This is a genomic window from Parvibaculum sp. (assembly GCF_035325945.1).
Classification (GTDB): Bacteria; Pseudomonadota; Alphaproteobacteria; order Parvibaculales; family Parvibaculaceae; genus Parvibaculum.
This window is the reverse complement of the sequence record NZ_DAOKYX010000002.1, coordinates 80938-99088: the sequence shown is the minus strand read 5'-3', so window position 1 is coordinate 99088 and position 18151 is coordinate 80938. Positions and strand designations below refer to the sequence as shown.

General features: G+C 63.8%; 19 protein-coding genes and 1 tRNA gene. 5 read left to right on the top strand and 15 right to left on the bottom strand.

Annotated features, from left to right (window positions below):
• The coding region (locus PKA57_RS02560) for an alpha-glucosidase (RefSeq protein WP_324297361.1) at window positions 1–1490 on the bottom strand (1490 nt) is incomplete at its 3' end.
• Between the two features lie 47 nt (window positions 1491–1537).
• Window positions 1538–2257, bottom strand: a complete 720-nt coding sequence (locus PKA57_RS02555; RefSeq protein WP_324297360.1) for a Sir2 family NAD-dependent protein deacetylase — start codon at window positions 2255–2257, stop codon at window positions 1538–1540.
• A gap of 204 nt (window positions 2258–2461) precedes the next feature.
• Here PKA57_RS02555 and PKA57_RS02550 point away from each other — a divergent pair, with 204 nt between their 5' ends.
• Window positions 2462–2881 carry a VOC family protein gene (locus PKA57_RS02550; RefSeq protein ID WP_324297359.1) on the top strand — a complete coding sequence of 140 codons (420 nt, stop codon included), beginning with the start codon at window positions 2462–2464 and terminating at the stop codon, window positions 2879–2881.
• A 23-nt stretch (window positions 2882–2904) separates the two neighbouring features.
• Window positions 2905–3225, top strand: a complete 321-nt coding sequence (locus PKA57_RS02545; RefSeq protein ID WP_324297358.1) for a hypothetical protein — start codon at window positions 2905–2907, stop codon at window positions 3223–3225.
• 88 nt (window positions 3226–3313) lie between these two features.
• Here the strand turns inward: PKA57_RS02545 and PKA57_RS02540 are convergent.
• From PKA57_RS02540 to PKA57_RS02515, 6 genes are all read right to left on the bottom strand, one after another.
• A tRNA-Glu gene (locus PKA57_RS02540) sits at window positions 3314–3388 on the bottom strand.
• Between the two features lie 106 nt (window positions 3389–3494).
• Window positions 3495–5303: a single-stranded-DNA-specific exonuclease RecJ gene (recJ, locus tag PKA57_RS02535; RefSeq protein ID WP_324297357.1), complete on the bottom strand. Its 1809-nt coding sequence runs from the start codon at window positions 5301–5303 to the stop codon at window positions 3495–3497.
• A gap of 64 nt (window positions 5304–5367) precedes the next feature.
• Window positions 5368–6339: a class II fructose-bisphosphatase gene (glpX, locus tag PKA57_RS02530; RefSeq protein ID WP_324297356.1), complete on the bottom strand. Its 972-nt coding sequence runs from the start codon at window positions 6337–6339 to the stop codon at window positions 5368–5370.
• Window positions 6340–6372: 33 nt separating this feature from the next.
• Window positions 6373–7683 carry a homoserine dehydrogenase gene (locus PKA57_RS02525; protein ID WP_324297355.1) on the bottom strand — a complete coding sequence of 437 codons (1311 nt, stop codon included), beginning with the start codon at window positions 7681–7683 and terminating at the stop codon, window positions 6373–6375.
• On the bottom strand, window positions 7680–8942 hold the full coding sequence (locus PKA57_RS02520) for an LL-diaminopimelate aminotransferase (RefSeq protein ID WP_324297354.1): 1263 nt from the start codon (window positions 8940–8942) through the stop codon (window positions 7680–7682). The genes PKA57_RS02525 and PKA57_RS02520 overlap by 4 nt, the downstream gene beginning before the upstream one ends.
• A 269-nt stretch (window positions 8943–9211) precedes the next feature.
• Window positions 9212–9841, bottom strand: a complete 630-nt coding sequence (locus tag PKA57_RS02515; RefSeq protein WP_324297353.1) for a hypothetical protein — start codon at window positions 9839–9841, stop codon at window positions 9212–9214.
• A gap of 185 nt (window positions 9842–10026) precedes the next feature.
• Here PKA57_RS02515 and phaC point away from each other — a divergent pair, with 185 nt between their 5' ends.
• Window positions 10027–11979: a class I poly(R)-hydroxyalkanoic acid synthase gene (gene phaC, locus PKA57_RS02510; RefSeq protein ID WP_324297352.1), complete on the top strand. Its 1953-nt coding sequence runs from the start codon at window positions 10027–10029 to the stop codon at window positions 11977–11979.
• Window positions 11980–12009: 30 nt separating this feature from the next.
• Here the strand turns inward: phaC and PKA57_RS02505 are convergent, their stop codons facing one another.
• Complete coding sequence (locus PKA57_RS02505) at window positions 12010–12441, bottom strand: nuclear transport factor 2 family protein (protein ID WP_324297351.1); 432 nt, start codon at window positions 12439–12441, stop codon at window positions 12010–12012.
• Window positions 12442–12458: 17 nt separating this feature from the next.
• The gene (locus PKA57_RS02500; RefSeq protein ID WP_324297350.1) at window positions 12459–12986 is read right to left on the bottom strand and encodes a VOC family protein; all 528 of its coding nucleotides are present in this window, start codon (window positions 12984–12986) and stop codon (window positions 12459–12461) included.
• Window positions 12987–13092: 106 nt separating this feature from the next.
• Here PKA57_RS02500 and PKA57_RS02495 point away from each other — a divergent pair, with 106 nt between their 5' ends.
• Window positions 13093–13728 (top strand): TetR/AcrR family transcriptional regulator, encoded by a 636-nt coding sequence (locus tag PKA57_RS02495; RefSeq protein WP_324297349.1) that lies wholly within the window; start codon window positions 13093–13095, stop codon window positions 13726–13728.
• A 180-nt stretch (window positions 13729–13908) separates the two neighbouring features.
• Entirely contained in the window at window positions 13909–14766 is an 858-nt protein-coding gene (locus tag PKA57_RS02490) for a DMT family transporter (RefSeq protein ID WP_324297348.1), read from the top strand.
• Window positions 14767–14769: 3 nt separating this feature from the next.
• Here the strand turns inward: PKA57_RS02490 and PKA57_RS02485 are convergent, their stop codons facing one another.
• The 5 genes from PKA57_RS02485 to PKA57_RS02465 all read right to left on the bottom strand — a co-directional run.
• Window positions 14770–15633 (bottom strand): FkbM family methyltransferase, encoded by an 864-nt coding sequence (locus PKA57_RS02485; RefSeq protein ID WP_324297347.1) that lies wholly within the window; start codon window positions 15631–15633, stop codon window positions 14770–14772.
• Window positions 15634–16593, bottom strand: coding sequence for an N-acetyl-gamma-glutamyl-phosphate reductase (argC, locus tag PKA57_RS02480; protein WP_324297346.1), 960 nt, complete (start codon window positions 16591–16593; stop codon window positions 15634–15636).
• 83 nt (window positions 16594–16676) lie between these two features.
• Window positions 16677–17150: a 30S ribosomal protein S9 gene (rpsI, locus tag PKA57_RS02475; RefSeq protein ID WP_324297345.1), complete on the bottom strand. Its 474-nt coding sequence runs from the start codon at window positions 17148–17150 to the stop codon at window positions 16677–16679.
• On the bottom strand, window positions 17150–17614 hold the full coding sequence (rplM, locus tag PKA57_RS02470; protein ID WP_324297344.1) for a 50S ribosomal protein L13: 465 nt from the start codon (window positions 17612–17614) through the stop codon (window positions 17150–17152). Before rplM ends, rpsI begins: the two co-directional genes overlap by 1 nt.
• A 148-nt stretch (window positions 17615–17762) precedes the next feature.
• Window positions 17763–18151 (bottom strand): PaaI family thioesterase (locus PKA57_RS02465; RefSeq protein WP_324297343.1); only part of this gene is annotated, 389 nt, incomplete at its 5' end.

Below are 18151 nucleotides of genomic sequence, written 5' to 3'. Positions count from 1 at the left end.
CCAAGATTGAAGACGCAAAGGCGCGTCTGCCCCTGCGACTTGCGCTCAAAGGCGAGGATCGCATCGCCCGCCCCGTCTACGAAGCGTATATCGCCGGTGACGAGCGCGGGCTGCTGCTTGCGGAAATGAATGAGGCGGCGCGCAAAGGCGAGCACGGACGTTTCATCGCGCTCCTGCACATCCACCGCGCGCGAGCGATGATAATCCGGAACCGGAAGCCAGGGCGCGCCGCTGGTGAAGCCGGCTTCATGCGACGCGCTCTCCCATGGTATCGGCGTGCGGCAACCGTCGCGCCCTTTCCCGAAGGGGAAATAGAGATCGCCCACCGGGTCCTTGATCCACTTCCGTTCGAGGTCGGCTTCCGGCAGCCCCAGTTCCTCGCCCTGATACATGAGCACCGTTCCCTTGAGCGTCAGGAGGAGAAGGAGCCCGAGCTTCGCCAGCGCATCGTCGCCGCGCCCGCCGCCCCAGCGCGTCACCGGCCGCACCACATCGTGATTGGAGAATGTGACGCATGGCCAGAGATGCTCGAGCGGCATCAGAAGCTCGTCGTAATAGGTGCGGAACACTTTGGGCCTGAACGACCGGTCCTCGATGAAGTCGAACGTATAGCCGGTATGGAGCCGATCCATCCCGCCGGCGTAGATGCCGAACATGGAAGGCTCCTCCGAGAATTCGCCGAAGGCCAGCCGGTCCTTATACTCGTCCATGACCTTCCGCACACGCCGCATGGCCCATTCGTTTTCAGGCGTGTTCGCGTCATGAATGTGGCGCTGAAGGCGTGGCGCATGGGCCCAGTTCGCGAATGTCCGCTCGGCCATGGGCACCGGCGGATTGTTGCCGAGATGCTCGTCATGCACATAGGAATTAGCCACGTCGAGGCGGAAACCATCGACCCCGCGATCGAGCCAGAAGCGCAGCACATTCATGCAGGCATCGACCACATCTGGATTGTGGAAGTTGAGCTTGGGCTGGCTCTTGAGAAACTTGTGAAAATAATATTGCCGCCGCAGCGGATGCCACGACCACGCGGCCCCGCCAAAGGCGGCGAGCCAGTTGTTGGGCGGCGTGCCGTCCTCGCGCGCCTCCGCCCACACATACCAGTCCGCCTTCGGATTATCGCGGCTGAGCAGGCTCTCCTGAAACCACGGATGCTGATCGGATGTATGGCTCAGCACCTGATCGAGGATGAGCTTCATGCCGCGCGCATGAACTTCTTTCACCAGCCGGTCGAAGTCCTCCATCGTCCCCATTTCCGGCGCGATGGCGCAATAGTCGGAAACGTCATAGCCGAAATCGCGATTGGGCGAGGGATAGATGGGCGAGAGCCAGATCGCGTCGGCGCCGAGCGAGGCGACATAGTCCAGCTTGCGCTCGATGCCCTTGAGATCGCCGACGCCATCGCCATTCGTATCGAGGAAGCTGCGCGGATAGATCTGATAGACAACGGCCCCCTGCCACCACGGCGTCCCGCCCTCTGCGCGGCTCATGCGACTCTCCCCCCAGTCCGGAATGTTGAAAGATCCGTCCGTACCCGTCAGTTCAGCATGGCGACGGGCGCGAGCGTCGGCCCGATCTCGTCATGAATGACGAGATCGGCAATGGCGTCGAGTTCTGTCGGATCGCGATTGAGGATCACAAGCGTCGCGCCATTGCGCTTTGCGATGATGGGAAAACCCGCCGCCGGATAGACCTGGAGCGACGAACCGATCGCAAGAAACACATCGCATGCGAGCGTTGCCTCCTCAGCGCGGCGCATCTCCTCCTCCGGCATGGCCTGGCCGAAGGATATGGTCGCCGATTTGACGATGCCGCCGCAGGCGCGGCAGTTCGGCGCCTCGCCGCTCGCCTCGAACAGGACGCGCACCTCTTCGAGTTCGTATCGGAGGCCGCAATCGAGGCACTTCGCATAGGTGCCGTTTCCATGCAGCTCGATGATCTTCTCCGCGGGCACGCCGGACAACTGATGCAGGTTGTCGATGTTCTGCGTGATGACATGGCTGACCTTGCCGATATCGACGAGCCGCGCGATCGCCATGTGCCCCTTGTTGGGTTCCGCGCGCGCGATGGTCTTGTCGATCTCGAATTTACGCCGCCAGGCCTCGCGCCTGATTTCGGCCGAACGGATGAAATCGCCGAAGTCGATCGGCGCCATCTTCGTCCAGAGCCCGCCGGGACTGCGAAAATCGGGTATCCCGGACTCGGTGCTGATCCCTGCGCCCGTGAACACGACCACGCGCCGCGCCGCATCGATCATCTGCTTCAGCTCGTTGCGAATGACCCGCCTCCCGATGTCGCAATGCGAATGAAAAGACGCCGATGAAAGCCCGCTTTCGCCGATACGCAACAAAGCCGAAAGAGAGCGACGGCATCCGCCATTGGTTTTTTGACCTCATGGCCCATATGCGGAATTATGCGGACAAACACATTCAAATCAAACCACGACCACGGAATCAGACCGATGAAATATCTTCATACGATGGTTCGCGTTCTCGACCTCGACAAGTCGCTCGAATTCTATTGCAAGCATCTGGGACTTGAGGAACTCGGCCGCTATGACAACGAGCAGGGCCGCTTCACGCTGGTCTTTCTCGCCGCCCCCGGGCAAAAGGAAGCCCAGATCGAACTCACCCATAACTGGGATCCCGAGACGCTTGGCGAAGGCCGCAATTTCGGCCACCTCGCCTATGAGGTCGAAGACATCTACGCCCTGTGCGAAAGGCTCATGAAGGCAGGCATTACCATAAACAGGCCGCCGCGTGACGGCCGCATGGCCTTCGTCCGCTCGCCCGACAACGTCTCGATCGAGCTGCTGCAAAAGGGCCCGGCCCTTCCCGTCAAGGAGCCCTGGGCATCGATGCCAAACACTGGCCATTGGTAAGCCGCCGGGTGTAGGATTTCGCCATGCGCAGAACATGGACATATCTCGCGGCGGGCCTCGTCGGATGCGCCGCCCTGCTGTCGGCCTCGCTTGCCAGTGCAGGCGGTGGCCTCACGGTCGGCGAGGCGCTCTCCACCGGCCCCGCCATCACCACGCCGCTCTTCGTCGGACCCGGGCCCTTCGATGGCGACCCGCCGCCTCCGGGCCATCCGTGCCAGAAGGTCGTGCGCGATGGCCCCACGGCCGATGGCCGCATGGCGCATTGGAGCGCTATGCAGTGCTACGACGCTTCCGGCCATCCCTATATCGTGGGCGGCAGCGAGCGCATCGAAAGCTATTACTGAAAATCTTGGCGAGAGCCGGACGGGAGATTGCACCCGCTCGCAAGCATGAGCGCCATTCGCCGTTCTGCCGGAGGGAGTGGGGAGGCAGTGGTACGCCCTAGGGGAATCGAACCCCTCTTTCCAGAATGAAAATCTGGCGTCCTAACCGATAGACGAAGGGCGCACGCTGCGTTTCGGGCCTTGCGGCCCGCGCGGGGTCCCGAACGGGTCCGCAGCCGGGCTTATAAGGGCAGGCGCGCGTCCTGACAAGTCCTTGCAGACAAAAGAGTTCAGGGTGTCGCATCCCGCGTCGGCACGGCATCCTCGATCGTGAACTGGACATCCCTGCGGCCGCGCCAGTCATCGGCCTTGAGACGGCCGGCGACATGGATGAGCCCGGCTCCACGGTCGGTGAGAATGCGTCCCAGCGGGGTTTCTGACGCCCTGAAGGCAATGCCCTTGAGCCGCGCGCCGTCCTCGCCGGTCAGAATGCAGCGCACATGCCCCTGCCCCACAATGTCGGCATGGACGATGCGCATGGCCGGCACCGCGAAACGCGGCTCGGGATTGCCTGCGCCATAAGGTCCCGCCTGTTCGAGAAGGTCGAAAAGCTCGCGGCTCGCGCCCCGCGCGCTCAAGGCGCCATCGAGCCTCAACGCGCGTGATTCGGACGCCGCGGCCACCTGCTCCGCGATCCTCGCATCGAGAAACCCCGTGAGCGCGTCGAGCTTCTCCTCGCGAATGGTGAGCCCCGCCGCCATGGCGTGTCCGCCCCCATTGACGAGCAGCCCCGCTTCGAGCCCCGCGGTCACCGCCCGGCCGAGATCGACGCCCTGAATGGAGCGGCCCGAGCCCTTGCCTTCGCCCTTTTCGTCGAAGGCGATAACGATGGAAGGCCGCTCGTAGCGATCCTTTATGCGACTCGCAACGATGCCGATGACGCCCGGATGCCAGCCCCGCGCGGATGCCACGATGATCGAAGGAAAGGCGTTGCGGCGCGAAGCGCCGAGCGCCACATCGACCTGCGCCAGCGCCTCTTCCAGCACCTGCGCCTCGATCGCCTGACGCTCCTTGTTGAGCACGTCGAGTTCCATCGCGATATCGGCGGCCTCGTCCGCGCTCTCGGTCGTCAGCAGCCGCGCGCCGAGATCGGCGCGGCCCACGCGCCCGCCCGCATTCACCCGGGGCCCAAGCAGAAAACCCAGATGATAGGTGCCCGGCATGCCGTCGAGCCGCGCCACATCGGCGAGCGCCTTGAGCCCGACATTGCCCCGCCGCGCGAGAACGCGGATGCCCTGCGCGACGAAGGCGCGATTGAGGCCGACGAGCGGCACCACGTCGCAGACCGTGCCGAGCGCCACGAGATCGAGAAAGCCGAGAAGATCGGGCTCATCATGCCTTGCGAACCAGCCGCCCTCGCGGAGCCTGCGATTGATCGCGACGAGAAGGAGGAACACGACGCCCACCGCCGCGAGCGTTCCCTGCCCGCTCGTATCGTCGAGCCGGTTGGGATTGACGAGTGCAAAGGCGGGCGGCAACGCTGGCTCGGCCTGATGATGATCGACGACGATGATCTCAAGCCCCGCATCGGCGGCAAGCCCGAGCGCGCGATGCGCCATCGTCCCGCAATCGACGGTGATGACGAGGCCGACGCCTTCTTCCTTCAGGCGCAGCAGCGCCGGCGCATTGGGCCCGTAGCCCTCGCGGAGACGGTCGGGAATATAGATGCGTATGTCGCGGCCGACTGCCTTGAAATAGCGCTTGAGGAGCGCGCTCGACGTGGCGCCGTCCACGTCATAGTCACCGAACACGGCGACGCGCTCGCCGCTCATGATCGCATCGGCGATGCGGCGCGCCGCCCTGTCCATATCGGTGAGGGTAGAGGGATCGGGCAGCAGCGTCCTGAGGCTCGGCGCGAGATAGGCGGCACATTCCTCAGGCGTCACGCCGCGCCCCGCAAGCACGCGGGCCACGATTTCCGGCAGGCCCTCGCGCTGCGAGATGGCAAGCGCCATGCGGTCGTCGGCGAGGCGGCTCACCCAGGCGCGGCCCGTCGCCGATCGCTCCACACCGAGAAAGGGTCTGGCGCCTGCGCTCAATTCTGCCGCCTTTCATTTCGGCGATCTGCCGCCGCTTAACAGAAGGACGGAAATCAGCCTCGCCTTACTTGAACTTCTCCATCGAGGGATGGAACGCCTTGACCCAGCGCACCGTGCCGGACGAAGAACGCATCACGACCGAATGGGTGGTGATGCCGCCGCGCACATAGCGGATGCCTTCGAGCATGCTGCCATCGGTCACGCCCGTCGCGGCGAAGATCACGTCGCCCGACGCCATCTCTTCCATGCTGAACTTCTTGTTGAAGTCCTTGATGCCCATCTTTGCGGCCCGCGCCTTCTGCTCCTCGCTCGACGTCACGAGGCGGCCCTGCATCTGCCCGCCGATGCAGCGCAGCGCCGCGGCCGCGAGCACGCCTTCGGGCGCGCCGCCGATGCCCATATAGATGTCGATATGGGTCGCGGGATCGGTGGTGTTGATGACGCCCGCAATGTCGCCATCGGTGATGAGTGTCACGCGCGCACCCGTCGCGCGCACGGCGGCGATCAGCTCGGCATGGCGCGGACGGTCGAGAATGCACGCCGTGATCTGCGAGACATCGACCTTCTTCGCCTTGGCAAGCTCGCGGATGTTTTCGGCCGGCGGCGCATCGAGATCCACGAGATTGTCGGGATAGCCGCCGCCAATGGCGATCTTGTCCATATAGGTGTCGGGCGCATGGAGCAGGCTTCCGCCTTCCGCCATGGCGAGCACGGCAAGCGAGTTCGGCATGGACTTCGCGCAGAGCGTCGTGCCCTCGAGCGGATCGAGCGCGATGTCCACCTTGGGGCCGTTTCCGGTGCCGACCTTCTCGCCGATATAGAGCATCGGCGCTTCGTCGCGCTCGCCCTCGCCGATGACGATGGTGCCATCTATGTCGAGGCGGTTCAGTTCCTTGCGCATGGCGTCCACTGCCGCCTGATCGGCCGCCTTCTCGTCGCCTCGCCCCGCCAGCAGGGATGAAAGCACCGCCGCTCGTTCGGTGACCCGCGTCACCTCAAGCGTCAGCATCCTGCTCAGGCCCTTTTTGACAGTCATCGCCCTATCCTTCATCGGCTCTTTTGAAAATCCTTAGCGTGATTCGCCTTCTTCGATGCGGATCACGAGCGGGGTACCCGCCACTTCCTGATGCTTTTCCAGATGCGCCAGCGCCTGGCGCATCGAACTCTCATCCGTCTTGTGCGTCACGAAGACGACGGGCATGCGCCCGGTATCGCCTTCCTTGCGCTCGCCGCGCTGCACGATCCGCTCGATCGAGACGGAGGCTTCGGCGAGCGCGCGCGTGATGTCGGCCATGCTGCCCGCGCGATCGACGGCGAGGAAGCGCAGATAATAGGCGCCCTGCACCCGGTCGATCCCGGCCTTTTCCGGTTTCTTCAGATGGCTCGTCGGAACGATGAAGGGCGGCATGACGAGGCCGCGCGCAATGTCCACGAGATCGGAGAGCACGGCCGACGCCGTCGGCCCTTCGCCCGCGCCGCGACCTTCGAGGATCAGGAGCCCGACGCGATCGCCGCGCACCGCGACCGCGTTGAAGACGCCCGAGACAGCCGCAAGCGGCGAGCCTTCCGGCACCAGCGCCGGATGAACGCGCTGCTCGATCCCGTCCGCCGTCTTCGTCGCGATGGCGAGCAGCTTGATCTTGTAGCCGAACTCTCTTGCGAACTTGATGTCCGTGGCGGTGATCTTCTCGATGCCCTCGACATGAACGCTGTCGAAATCAACCTCACGGCCGAAGGCGAGGCTCGCGAGGATGGCGAGCTTGTGCGCAGCATCGATACCGCCAACGTCGAAGGAAGGATCGGCTTCCGCATAGCCCAGCGCCTGCGCGTCCTTAAGCACCTCGCCGAAGTCGCGCCCCGTCGCCTCCATCTCGGTGAGGATGTAGTTGCAGGTGCCGTTGAGAATGCCGATGACGCTGGTGATTTCGTTGGCCGCCAGCCCTTCGCGCAGCGCCTTGATGATCGGGATGCCGCCTGCGACCGCCGCCTCGTAATTGAGCGCGACGCCGTGCTGCTCCGCGCGCCGGGCAAGCGAGATGCCGTGATTGGCGATCAGCGCCTTGTTGGCGGTGACGACATGCTTGCCATTGGCGAGCGCCGTTTCCACCAGCTCGCGCGCCACGCCCTCAGCGCCGCCGATAAGTTCCACCACCACGTCGATATCGTCGGCGCTGGCGATCTTCCGCGCATCGTCTTCCCAGCGAACATTCGACAGATCGACGCCGCGATCCTTTTTCGGGTCGCGCGCGCTCACCGCCACGAGGTCGATCGAGCGGCCGGCCGCCGCGGCGAGAAAATCCCTGCGCGCGGCCAGAATCTTGACCACGCCGACCCCGACGGTGCCGAGGCCCGCCACACCTATCCGAAGTGGTTTCGTCACGTCCGTCCCGCCCTCGTGCTTGGATGAGGAACAACATTGCCCTTGATGCCCACCCGCTCCTCATATTCGGCAAGAATCTGGTCGGCGTTCTGCATCATGCGCTTCACGTTGCGCGCCGCCTGACGGATACGCTGCTCGTTCTCGACGAGACCGATGCGGACATGACCGTCGCCATATTCGCCGAAGCCGATGCCCGGCGCGACGGCGACGTCGGCCTGTTCCAGAAGCAGCGTCGCAAAACCCAGCGAGCCGATATGCCGGAACTTCTCCGGAATGGGCGACCAGGCGAACATGCTGGCCGGCGGGCTCGGAATGTTCCACCCCGCGCGCGACATGCTTTCGACGAGCACGTCGCGGCGGTGCTTGTAGGTCTGGCGGATTTCCTCCACGCAATCCTGCGGCCCGTTGAGCGCGGCCGTTGCCGCGACCTGGATCGGCGTGAAAGCGCCATAGTCGAGATAGGACTTCACGCGGCCGAGCGCGTTGATGAGGCGCTCATTGCCAACGGCGAAGCCCATGCGCCAGCCGGGCATGGCGAAGGTCTTGGAGAGCGAGGTGAACTCGACCGTGCGCTCCTTCGCGCCCGGCACCTGAAGGATCGAGGGCGGCGGATTGCCGTCGAAATAGATTTCCGAATAGGCGAGATCCGAGATCACATAGATGTCGTGCTTGGCCGCGAAGGCGATGACCTCGCGGTAGAAGTCGAGATCGGCGACCTGAGCGGTCGGATTCGACGGATAGGAAACGACGAGCGCCGTGGGCTTCGGCACGCTGTGCCTCACGCCGCGCTCGAGCATGTCGAAGAAGCCGGACTCGCTCTCGAAAGGCACGGAGCGGATGACCGCGCCCGAGATGATGAAGCCGAAGGCATGGATCGGATAGCTCGGGTTCGGACAGAGAATGACGTCGCCGGGCGCGGTGATGGCCTGGGCGAGGTTCGCGAGCCCTTCCTTCGAGCCGAGCGTCGCGATGACCTCGGTGTCCGGATTGAGGGTCACGCCGAAGCGCCGTTCGTAATAGGCGGCCTGCGCGCGCCGGAGCCCCGGAATGCCGCGCGAGGAGGAATAGCGATGCGTCTTCGGATCGCGCACCACCTCGATGAGCTTCTCGACGATATGGGGCGGCGTCGGCATGTCGGGATTGCCCATGCCGAAGTCGATGATGTCCTTGCCCTCGGCGCGGGCCTTGGCCTTGAGCTTGTTGACGCTCTCGAAGACGTATGGCGGCAAGCGCTTGATGCGATGGAACTCTTCGCTCATGACCAGATCCTAAAACCGGCCTCCCGTTTCCGTCGGAGGGAGGCTTTCCGATTCTCGTTCGAACCCGTTCGGGGCCCTTTTGGGGGGAAGTGATGCTCGGGCGCCCTTATAACGCCAAAGCCCAAGCCGAGCCACGCCTAATGCCCGGATTCAAGGGCGCTTTCCCCAGCCGGCGAGGGGTGGCCATCTGGCCTGCTTCCCAAGGCGGGATTATGGCGGAATCTGCGACCGGAGAGATATTTATTCCCCGGCTGACAAACCTCGTCGGCTCAGAGATTGGCCTTGCTGCCGGCGGTCGAGGGCTTCACTTCGACGGGCGTCGTCGGAGCGGCGTTGACCGGCTGCTCGGCATCGGCGGAGGGCTTGGCCTCGGCGGGCGCGGCGTCGCTCCTGGCGGTATCGGCCTGAGCGGTCTTCACGCCTCTGGCGGCGGCCAGCGAGGCATGGCCTCCCGGTCCCGGCATGGGAAGTACCCGCTGCTCGTTCGAGGACTTCTTCGGCAGCGCCTCCGGCGGCACGTCCTTGAGCGGCTCGACGGGCGTCGGCGGCGTGAGCTGCGGTGCGGGCGCCGGCGGCTCCGTCCCCCCGCGCAGCACTTCGTCTGAATGCCTGGCCGCGGCCCGGTCGGCCGCGAGCCCGTTGGCGATGTCCTTTTGCTGGGCGGGCGAAGTCGTGGCTGGCTTTTCGTTCGGTACATTCGCAAGCGCGGGGAACCCTCCGGCGCCGGAGGGCGATTCGGCTGCCTGCCCATCGCCAAAAACATCACCCGGCTTCGCCCAGTCGGGCACCGCGGAACAGCCGGCCAGTCCTGCGATCAGAAGGGCTGTCGCCCCGGCCCTGGCGAGAATGCGGCTCATCGAACCGTTTCCGAACCTGTCGCCCGATCCATGAATGGACATCGTCTATCGCTCCTTACCCTTCCCGTTCCGGGGTCGCTGCCCGATCGGCTCCGCGCGTAATGTCGCGCATGCTTATCGGCAGGCGCCGCCGAGCGTATAATATCTGGGCGAAACAAAAAACCGTTTGTCGCGTCCGCCGAAGCCCTCTCCGGCGGTCCGCGGGGAACCGCTGTCAAGGAAATGCCGTGACCCTCAGCGAAGATCGCCCCATGAACCGGAACGAAAACCGGAAGTCGAGCCGGAAGACGAGCGCGAAAGCGAGCGCCAAACCAGGCCGGGAGAAAAAGCGAGCTTCCCCGAAGGAGGCCCCGAATGAAGGCCAGGCCGCGCCCGGCGCCGCCGAGCCGAAGGCCCCCGCCTACCCCACACCGGACTTCGCGGCGCTTGCCCTCAATTTCATTCAGGCGGCGACGCTCGGCCAGAAGGCCGCCCGCCTGATGGCGGACACGGACGGCAGGGAAACGGTCGATACCGCCCTTCTCGACCTTCGCCGCATCGGCAAGACCATGCTCGACGTGACGGCGCAATATGTGCGCAATCCGCTCCGGCTGCTCGAAGCGCAGGCGCAGCTATGGAACGGCTACGCCACCCTCATGCAGTCGGCGACGCGCCGCCTCATGGGCATGGAGGCCGCGCCCGTCATCGAGCCCTCGCGCGGGGACAAGCGTTTCAAGGATCCCGAATGGCAGAGCAATATCGTCTTTGATCTGATGAAGCAGTCCTACCTGCTGGCAAGCCAGTGGCTCACCTCGCAGGTTCAGCAGACGGACGGCATCGACGAGCACACGCGCAAGAAGGCCGAATTCTACGTCCGCCAATTCGCCAATGCGTTCTCGCCCTCGAATTTCCTGCTCACCAATCCAGAGGTGCTCCGCACGACGCTCGCCACCAATGGCGAAAATCTCGTGCTCGGCATGCAGCACCTTCTGGAAGACGTGGAGCGCGGCAATGGCCGCCTGCAAATCCAGCAGACCGACATGAAAGCCTTCGAGGTCGGCCGCAACATCGCGCTGACGCCGGGCAAGGTCGTCTATCAGAACGATCTCATCCAGCTTCTGCAATACGAGCCGACGACGGAAAAGGTGCATGAGCGGCCGCTGCTCATCTTCCCGCCCTGGATCAACAAATATTACATCCTCGACCTCACGCCGGAAAAATCCTTCGTCAAATGGGCGACGGCACAGGGCTTCACCGTCTTCGTGGTGAGCTGGGTGAACCCCGATGCGCGCCTCGCCATGAAGAGCTTCGAGGATTACATGTTCGAAGGCGCCTATGCCGCGCTCGATGCGGTCGAGAAGGCGACGGGCGAACGGGAAGTCAACGCCATCGGCTATTGCATCGGCGGAACGCTGCTCGCATCGAGCCTCGCGCACATGGCGGCCAAGGGCGACGACCGCATCAAGTCCGCCACCTTTTTTGCGACGCAGGTCGACTTCACCGAGGCGGGCGACCTTCAGGTCTTCATCGACGAGGAACAGATTTCCGGCCTCGAACGGCAGATGGAAGCGACGGGCGGCGTCCTCGAAGGCTCGGCCATGGCGCAAACCTTCAACATGCTGCGCTCGAACGAACTTATCTGGTCCTACGTCGTCAACAATTACCTGCTCGGCCGCGAGCCGGTGCCCTTCGACCTCCTCTACTGGAACGCCGACGCGACCCGCATGCCTGCGAAGATGCATCTTTTCTATCTGCGCGAATGCTATCTCAGGAATCACCTCGCCGAGGGCAGGATGGAGCTTGGCGGCGTGAAGCTCGACCTCCACAAGGTCAGGGTGCCGATCTATCTCCAGTCGAGCCGCGAGGACCACATCGCGCCCTATAACTCCGTCTACAAGGCAACGCGGCTCTTCGGCGGCCCGGTGAAGTTCATCGTCGCCGGTTCGGGCCATATCGCGGGCGTCATCAATCCGCCCGCCGCGCGCAAATACCAGTACTGGACGAGCGACGAGCGACCCCAGACGGGCGACGAATGGCTCGCCGGAGCGGAAGAACATCCCGGCTCCTGGTGGCCGGACTGGGAAGCCTGGGTGAAGCCCCATTCAGGACATCACGTCCCGGCCCGCAAGCCCGGCGACCGCGACCTCAGGGTCCTCGAAGATGCGCCGGGCTCCTATGTGAAGGTGAAATCGGCCGAGTGATCCGCATTTCGCGGATGGCCCGCGCGGGCCTTATGAAAGCCCGAGCGCCCGGACCACGGCCGCCTGATCGAAATAGGGGCGCTCGCAGATGATCCTGTCTCCGCCGGGCGGGAATTCGAACGTCGCCGCCATCCTTACACGGAATGTTTTTCCTGTCGGCTCGACCACGCGATCCGCAAGCCTCAACGGCCCGAGATGGGTACCGGTCAGCCAGAACTCGACCAGCACCGTGTCGCCATCATGGGCGATGGCGATGATCTCGTTCGCCTGATCGGGAAAGGGCGTGCGCGAGGCCCTGAAATAGCCGCGCACGGCCTCCTCGCCGTCAAACACCGTGCCCGGCCCGTACATCTCGTAACGGGGATGCTCGAAAGTGGCGATGACCGCATCCCAGTCGCAGACGCATTCCAGCGCCATGTGATCGCGAACCGTCTTGAGGCGGCGTTCTGCAAGGTCGTTCATGTTGTCCTTCTCGTCGTTCATTTGATCGGGCGGATCGGATCGCTTCCATCCCAGCCCATGGCAGCCTGCCGGACATGCTCGAAGAACCGTCCCTTGCCGCCGCTGATGTCGGACAGCTCGATCACGGTGCCCGGATGAAGCTCGGTATCGAAATAGGCAAAGCGGCCGTGGGCGCCGCCGATCTGGCCCTCATGGCCGACCCTGTAGCCGAGCGACAGCGCGCGGTCATGGAGGCCCTGATAATCCGTCGTCCAGAAGGCCATGTGCTGAAGGCCTTCGCGGCCGGAGTCGAGAAACTCCTTGTACATCGACGGCGCGTCGTTCCTTTGCTGGATAAGTTCGATCTGAAGGTCGCCGGAATTCGCAAGCGCGATGCTCATTTCGACATCCGAGTCCGCGCCGCGATGCCTGAAATAGTCCGTCTTCACCCGTTCGACATAGAACCACGGGCCGATGCCGAGCACTTTGGCCCAATGGTCCATGGCGGCGTGAATGTCCCGCACGACATATCCGTTCTGGCGCACCGCGCCGAAAAGACGGCTCATCCGGCCTTCCCTTTCCTCCCGCATCGCTCCGCGCGGGCAATGTTATATGGTATTACATTTCGCGGCCTATTCTCTTTGCGTCAAGCGGAATGTTATAGGTTCTTACATGAACCGGTCCTCCCCAGCCCCAAAGGCGCCGAACGCCTATCATCACGGAGATCTCCGCGAGGCGCTGATCGACGCCGCCACGCGCGAGATCGAGAGCAACGGGGCGGAAGCCGTGAGCTTCAGCGCGCTGGCGAAGACGCTTGGCGTGTCCCAGGCCGCGCCCTACCGGCACTTCGCCGACCGCGAGGCGCTTCTTGCTGCGGTGGCGACCAGGGCATTCCGCACCTTCGGCTCCTCGTTCCGGAAGACGGTCGCGCGTCGCTCGTCGAAATCCCGGCTCGCCCGGATCGCCCATGCCTATCTGGATTTCGGCCTCAGCCATGTCGAACTTTATCGCCTGATGTATGCCTCGCGCCTCATCGAGAGGGCCCCCGTGGGAAGCGAACTCTACACGGCCGCCGACGCGAATTTCGATCTGGTTCTGGAAGCCATCGATCCCGCGCTCGACGACCTCACGCGCCGGCGCTTCGCGCTCCGATTCTGGACCTCGCTGCATGGTGTGGTGATGCTGGCCGAAAAGGGGCTGCTCCCGCCCAAGATCCGCAAGATCAGCATAGCGGATGTTCTCGACGATCTCGTTCGGGACACGGAACTGGCCATCGCCGCGAAACTGGCTGATTGCTCCTCACAATGACGGAAAACGGCACCGTATCGTCCGCCATGGCCCGGCGCTGATCGCACCATGAAGACGCGGGACATGAGCCTCGATGTGTCCCTCAGCCCGTCCACCGTTCGAAGCAAAGCCCTTGTCGCAAAACCCGCCTAGGCTTTCTCCGCCCGCGCGCCTACTCTCCGTCGCGAAATCGACACATGCGTGCGGGAGACCATCCTGTCCCTCTCCATCACCCTGCTCATTCTGCTCGCCGCCCTGCTCCACGCGGTCTGGAACGCACTCATCAAGTCGAACGAAGACCGGTTGTCGATGATGGCGTTCGTCGCCGGAAGCGGCAGCCTGATGGTGTTGCCGCTCCTGCCCTTCGTGCCCGTGCCGAGCTGGGAGGTATGGAAAATCCTCATCCTCTCGCTCGTGCTGCACACCGGCTACAAGGTCTTTCTCATCAAGGCCTATACGCATGGCGACATGGGGCAGGTCTATCCGCTGGCGCGCGGCACGGCGCCCGCGATCGTGACGCTGGCGGGCTTTTTCTTCCTTGGCGAGGAACTGCCCGCACTTTCGACCCTTGGCATCTTTCTCATCATTGCGGGTATCGTCAGCCTCGCCTGGCGCTCGAAGAACGGGCCGCGCGGCGCCTCCGATCCGCGCGCCGTTCTCTACGCGCTCGGCACTTCGGCCTTCATCGCCGCCTATACGCTGAATGACGGCCTTGGCGGTCGGACCGCCGAAACTGCAAGCGCCTATGTGATCTGGCTCTTCGCGCTCGACGGCATCTCGATCACGTTGATCGCGCTGTGGCGGCGCGGGCCCTCGCTCCTGCGTCCGCAACGCGCCTGGCTCATCGGCGCCGCCGGCGGCGCGGCCTCGACCGTCGCCTATTGGCTCGTCATCTGGGCGATGTCGATAGCGCCGCTCGGCCCCGTTGCGGCGCTGCGCGAGACGAGCGTCGTCTTCGGCGCGCTCATCTCCGGCCTCATCCTCAAGGAAGGGCTCGGCTGGCGCGCCGTCATCGCCGCCGCAATCGTCGCGGCTGGCGTCATTCTGCTGAAGCTCTGACGCCTATACAGGCTCAGCCAATCCGTTACGGAACGCAGCCAGCTTCTCGCTTGGAACGAAAAGGTAGTCGGCGTTACCGACGTAGCCGTCGACATCATCGAAACTGTATCCCGCTTTTTCATCTGTCCGGAACACACTGTATCCGAGCGGCAGGATCGAATCGAAAATCCAGCCGGGCTCAGCACCGGCTCGCGCCAACGCATCCCCTCGCACTTCCATCAGAATGGGGGGACGAAATCGGGACAGGGTCTTCGACGCACCGGACAAGAAGTGCGCCTCCCACCCTTCGATGTCCACCTTGATGAAATCAAGCTGCTTCAGACGCTCGTTCTCAGCAAAGCGGTCCAACGTGGTCAGACGAATCCTGTGAGATTTTGCGGGCTCGGTCGCGTCGGCGGAAATATGAGCCAGCCCGAAGCTCAAACTGCCGCTTGCCTTGATAGGCAGTTGAAGGACTTCCGTACCTTCCGCATCGGACAAGCCGAAGGGCACGACCGTCACATTGCTACGCCAACGAATTGAATGCTTCAGAATCGACAGCGCGTAAGCGCCCGGCTCGAACGCATAAACCCGTCCTGCAGGCGCCATCCCGGCAAACAGCTTCGCAAACTGACCGGCATGCGCCCCCACATCAACGACCACGCCATCACGCGGAATCAGACTCCGCAGACTCCGTGCAAGCGGACGATGATATTGATACGCAACTGCCTTGAACAAATGCGCAGCCCACGTCATCCGTTGCCGGATGGTCAGATCCATGATGCTTTTAGGCATGTTCTCTCCCTCTTCCTGAAACATACCGGATTCAGGAGAAGAAAACAGCCTTATGGAACATATAGGCGGGAAGCCGGAGCTGGCTTCCTGCATTCAGGAGGCGAGTTCGACGCCGGTTCCCTCGTCGATGCCGAGCATGATGTTGAGGCACTGCACGGCCTGCGCCGACGCGCCCTTGCCCAGATTGTCGAGCAGCGCGACGAGCCGCACCTGCTTCCTGTCCTCATTGCCGAAGACGAAGAGCTTGAGGTCGTTCGTGCCGTTGAGCCCTTCGGGATCGAGCGTCTTCAGGGCCGCGGCCTCTTCCGGCGCCGCGACCGAAACGAAGCGCTCGCCCGCATAGGCTTCCGCGATCGCCTCGTGAACCTGTGCGACCGTCACATTCCCCGGCAGCGCCCAGAGCTGGAGCGGCACTTCGACGATCATGCCTTGCGCATAGCGGCCGACGGCGGGCGCGAAGAGCGGCCGGTGTGTAAGCTCGCCATGCACGCGGATTTCCTCGACATGCTTGTGCTCGAGCCCCATCGCATAGATGCGGTAAGGCACATGCGTATAGCTTGGCGAGGTTTCATCCTCGAACTCGGCGATCATCTGCTTGCCGCCGCCCGAATAGCCGGAGATGGCGTTGACCGTCACCGGCCAGTCGGCGGGCAGCAGGCCGCCACGCACCAGCGGCCTGATGAGCGAGACCGCGCCCGTCGGGTAGCAGCCGGGATTGGTGACGCGCGATGCGCCCGAAATCTCCTGCCGCTGCCGCTCGGTCATCTCGGGAAGCCCATAGACCCAGCCCGGCGTGGTCCGGTGCGCGCTCGAAGCGTCGATGACGCGCACGGCCGGATTCTCGATCAGCCCCGCCGCCTCCTTGGCCGCGTCGTCCGGCAGGCAGAGGATGACGATGTCCGCACTGTTGAGCGCAGCCTTGCGCGCCGCCGGGTCCTTGCGCACGTCGTCGCCCAGACGGATGAATTCGAGATCCTTGCGCTGGTCGAGCCGCGAGCGGATCTGGAGGCCCGTCGTGCCCGCCTCGCCGTCGATGAAGATTTTCGTGGCCATGCTGCGCTCCGTATCGGTTCGCATAAACAAAAAGGGCGCCTCGGAAAACCCGAAGCGCCCCTGATCGTAATCGCCTCGGGCGATCAGCGCTTCGAGAACTGGAAGCTGCGGCGGGCCTTCGCCTTGCCGTACTTCTTGCGTTCGACCGTGCGGCTGTCGCGCGTGAGGAAGCCGTCCTTCTTCAGCACCGAGCGCAGCGCCGGCTCAAAATAGGTCAGCGCGCGCGAAATGCCGTGACGGATCGCGCCCGCCTGGCCGGACAGACCGCCACCCGCAACAGAGCAGGTGATGTCATACTGATTGACGCGCTGCGCGGTCACCAGCGGCTGGTTGAGCAGCATGCGAAGCACGGGGCGCGCGAAATAGACATCGATGTCGCGGCCGTTGATCGTGATCTTGCCGGAGCCCGGCTTGATCCACACGCGGGCCACCGCGTCCTTGCGCTTGCCGGTCGCATAGGCGCGGCCGAACTTGTCGAGCTTCTGCTGGCGCTCCTCGGCGGCCTCCGCCTCGATGGCGCCCTTCAGATCTTCGAGCGAATGGGTCTCTTGCGCCATTATGCGATCCTCACATTCTTGCGGTTGAGCGCACCGAAATCGATCTTCTCAGGCTGCTGCGCCTCGTGCGGATGGCTCGGGCCGCCATAAATGTGCAGGTTGCCCATCTGCTTGCGGGCAAGCGGGCCGCGCGAAATCATGCGCTTCACGGCGAGTTCGAGCACGCGCTCGGGGAAACGGCCTTCGAGAACCTTCTTGGGCGACGTTTCCTTGATGCCGCCCGGATAGCCCGTGTGGCGGTAGTAGCGCTTGTCTTCGTACTTCGCGCCGGTGAAAACCACCTTGTCGGCGTTCACGACGATGACATGGTCACCACAATCGAGATGAGGCGTGTAGGTCGGCTTGTGCTTGCCACGCAGCCGGTTCGCGATGAACGTCGCGAGACGACCAACGACGATGTTCTCGGCGTCGATCACGATCCACTTCTTCTCGATCTCGGCGGGCTTCGCGGAATAGGTCTTCATGCGAAAAATCCTGCGGAATCTGGAAAAGGGCCGGAAATCGGCCCTCGGACTGGCGCTGCTTCTAAGGGAAGGCAGCCCCTCTGTCAACGGAAAGGGGAAGAAAGTGCCCGTCCGGCAGGCACTTTTCATGCGCGGTATTTTAATACCGCTATTCTTGCCGGCGCGGTGGGATCGAATAGGTCGAGGTCACATGGGCGACCGGCCCCTTCCCGCCCTCCTGCCACATGGTCACGTCGCCGACGGCAAGCCGCTGCCCGAGCTTCAGGAGCTTCGCCTCTGCCAGAATGTCCGCCGGCTCCGGCTTCCGCAGGAAGTTGATGTTGAGATTGGTCGTCACCGCGAGCGCGACCGGGCCGATATGTGCGAGCACGACGGCATACATGGCATAATCCGCCAGCGCCATCATGGCAGGGCCTGAAATCGTCCCGCCGGGCCTGAGGTTCCGGTCCGAATAGCGCAAGCGGAGCCGCGCCGTCATCGGCCCCACCGCCTCGATGACGTTGAGCCGGCCGCCCTCATGCATTTGCGGGAAGGCGG

Coding starts and splice junctions, on each gene's coding strand:
- glpX (WP_324297356.1), bottom strand. CDS start 6,339: ATGACTGTCAAAAAGGGCCTGAGCAGGATGCTGACGCTTGAGGTGACG.
- argC (WP_324297346.1), bottom strand. CDS start 16,593: ATGGCCACGAAAATCTTCATCGACGGCGAGGCGGGCACGACGGGCCTC.
- PKA57_RS02485 (WP_324297347.1), bottom strand. CDS start 15,633: ATGCAGGAAGCCAGCTCCGGCTTCCCGCCTATATGTTCCATAAGGCTG.
- PKA57_RS02500 (WP_324297350.1), bottom strand. CDS start 12,986: ATGAGCCGTCTTTTCGGCGCGGTGCGCCAGAACGGATATGTCGTGCGG.
- rplM (WP_324297344.1), bottom strand. CDS start 17,614: ATGAAGACCTATTCCGCGAAGCCCGCCGAGATCGAGAAGAAGTGGATC.
- PKA57_RS02515 (WP_324297353.1), bottom strand. CDS start 9,841: ATGTCCATTCATGGATCGGGCGACAGGTTCGGAAACGGTTCGATGAGC.
- PKA57_RS02495 (WP_324297349.1), top strand. CDS start 13,093: ATGAACCGGTCCTCCCCAGCCCCAAAGGCGCCGAACGCCTATCATCAC.
- PKA57_RS02550 (WP_324297359.1), top strand. CDS start 2,462: ATGAAATATCTTCATACGATGGTTCGCGTTCTCGACCTCGACAAGTCG.
- PKA57_RS02505 (WP_324297351.1), bottom strand. CDS start 12,441: ATGAACGACCTTGCAGAACGCCGCCTCAAGACGGTTCGCGATCACATG.
- PKA57_RS02545 (WP_324297358.1), top strand. CDS start 2,905: ATGCGCAGAACATGGACATATCTCGCGGCGGGCCTCGTCGGATGCGCC.
- PKA57_RS02520 (WP_324297354.1), bottom strand. CDS start 8,942: ATGAGCGAAGAGTTCCATCGCATCAAGCGCTTGCCGCCATACGTCTTC.
- PKA57_RS02555 (WP_324297360.1), bottom strand. CDS start 2,257: ATGATCGATGCGGCGCGGCGCGTGGTCGTGTTCACGGGCGCAGGGATC.
- rpsI (WP_324297345.1), bottom strand. CDS start 17,150: ATGGCGCAAGAGACCCATTCGCTCGAAGATCTGAAGGGCGCCATCGAG.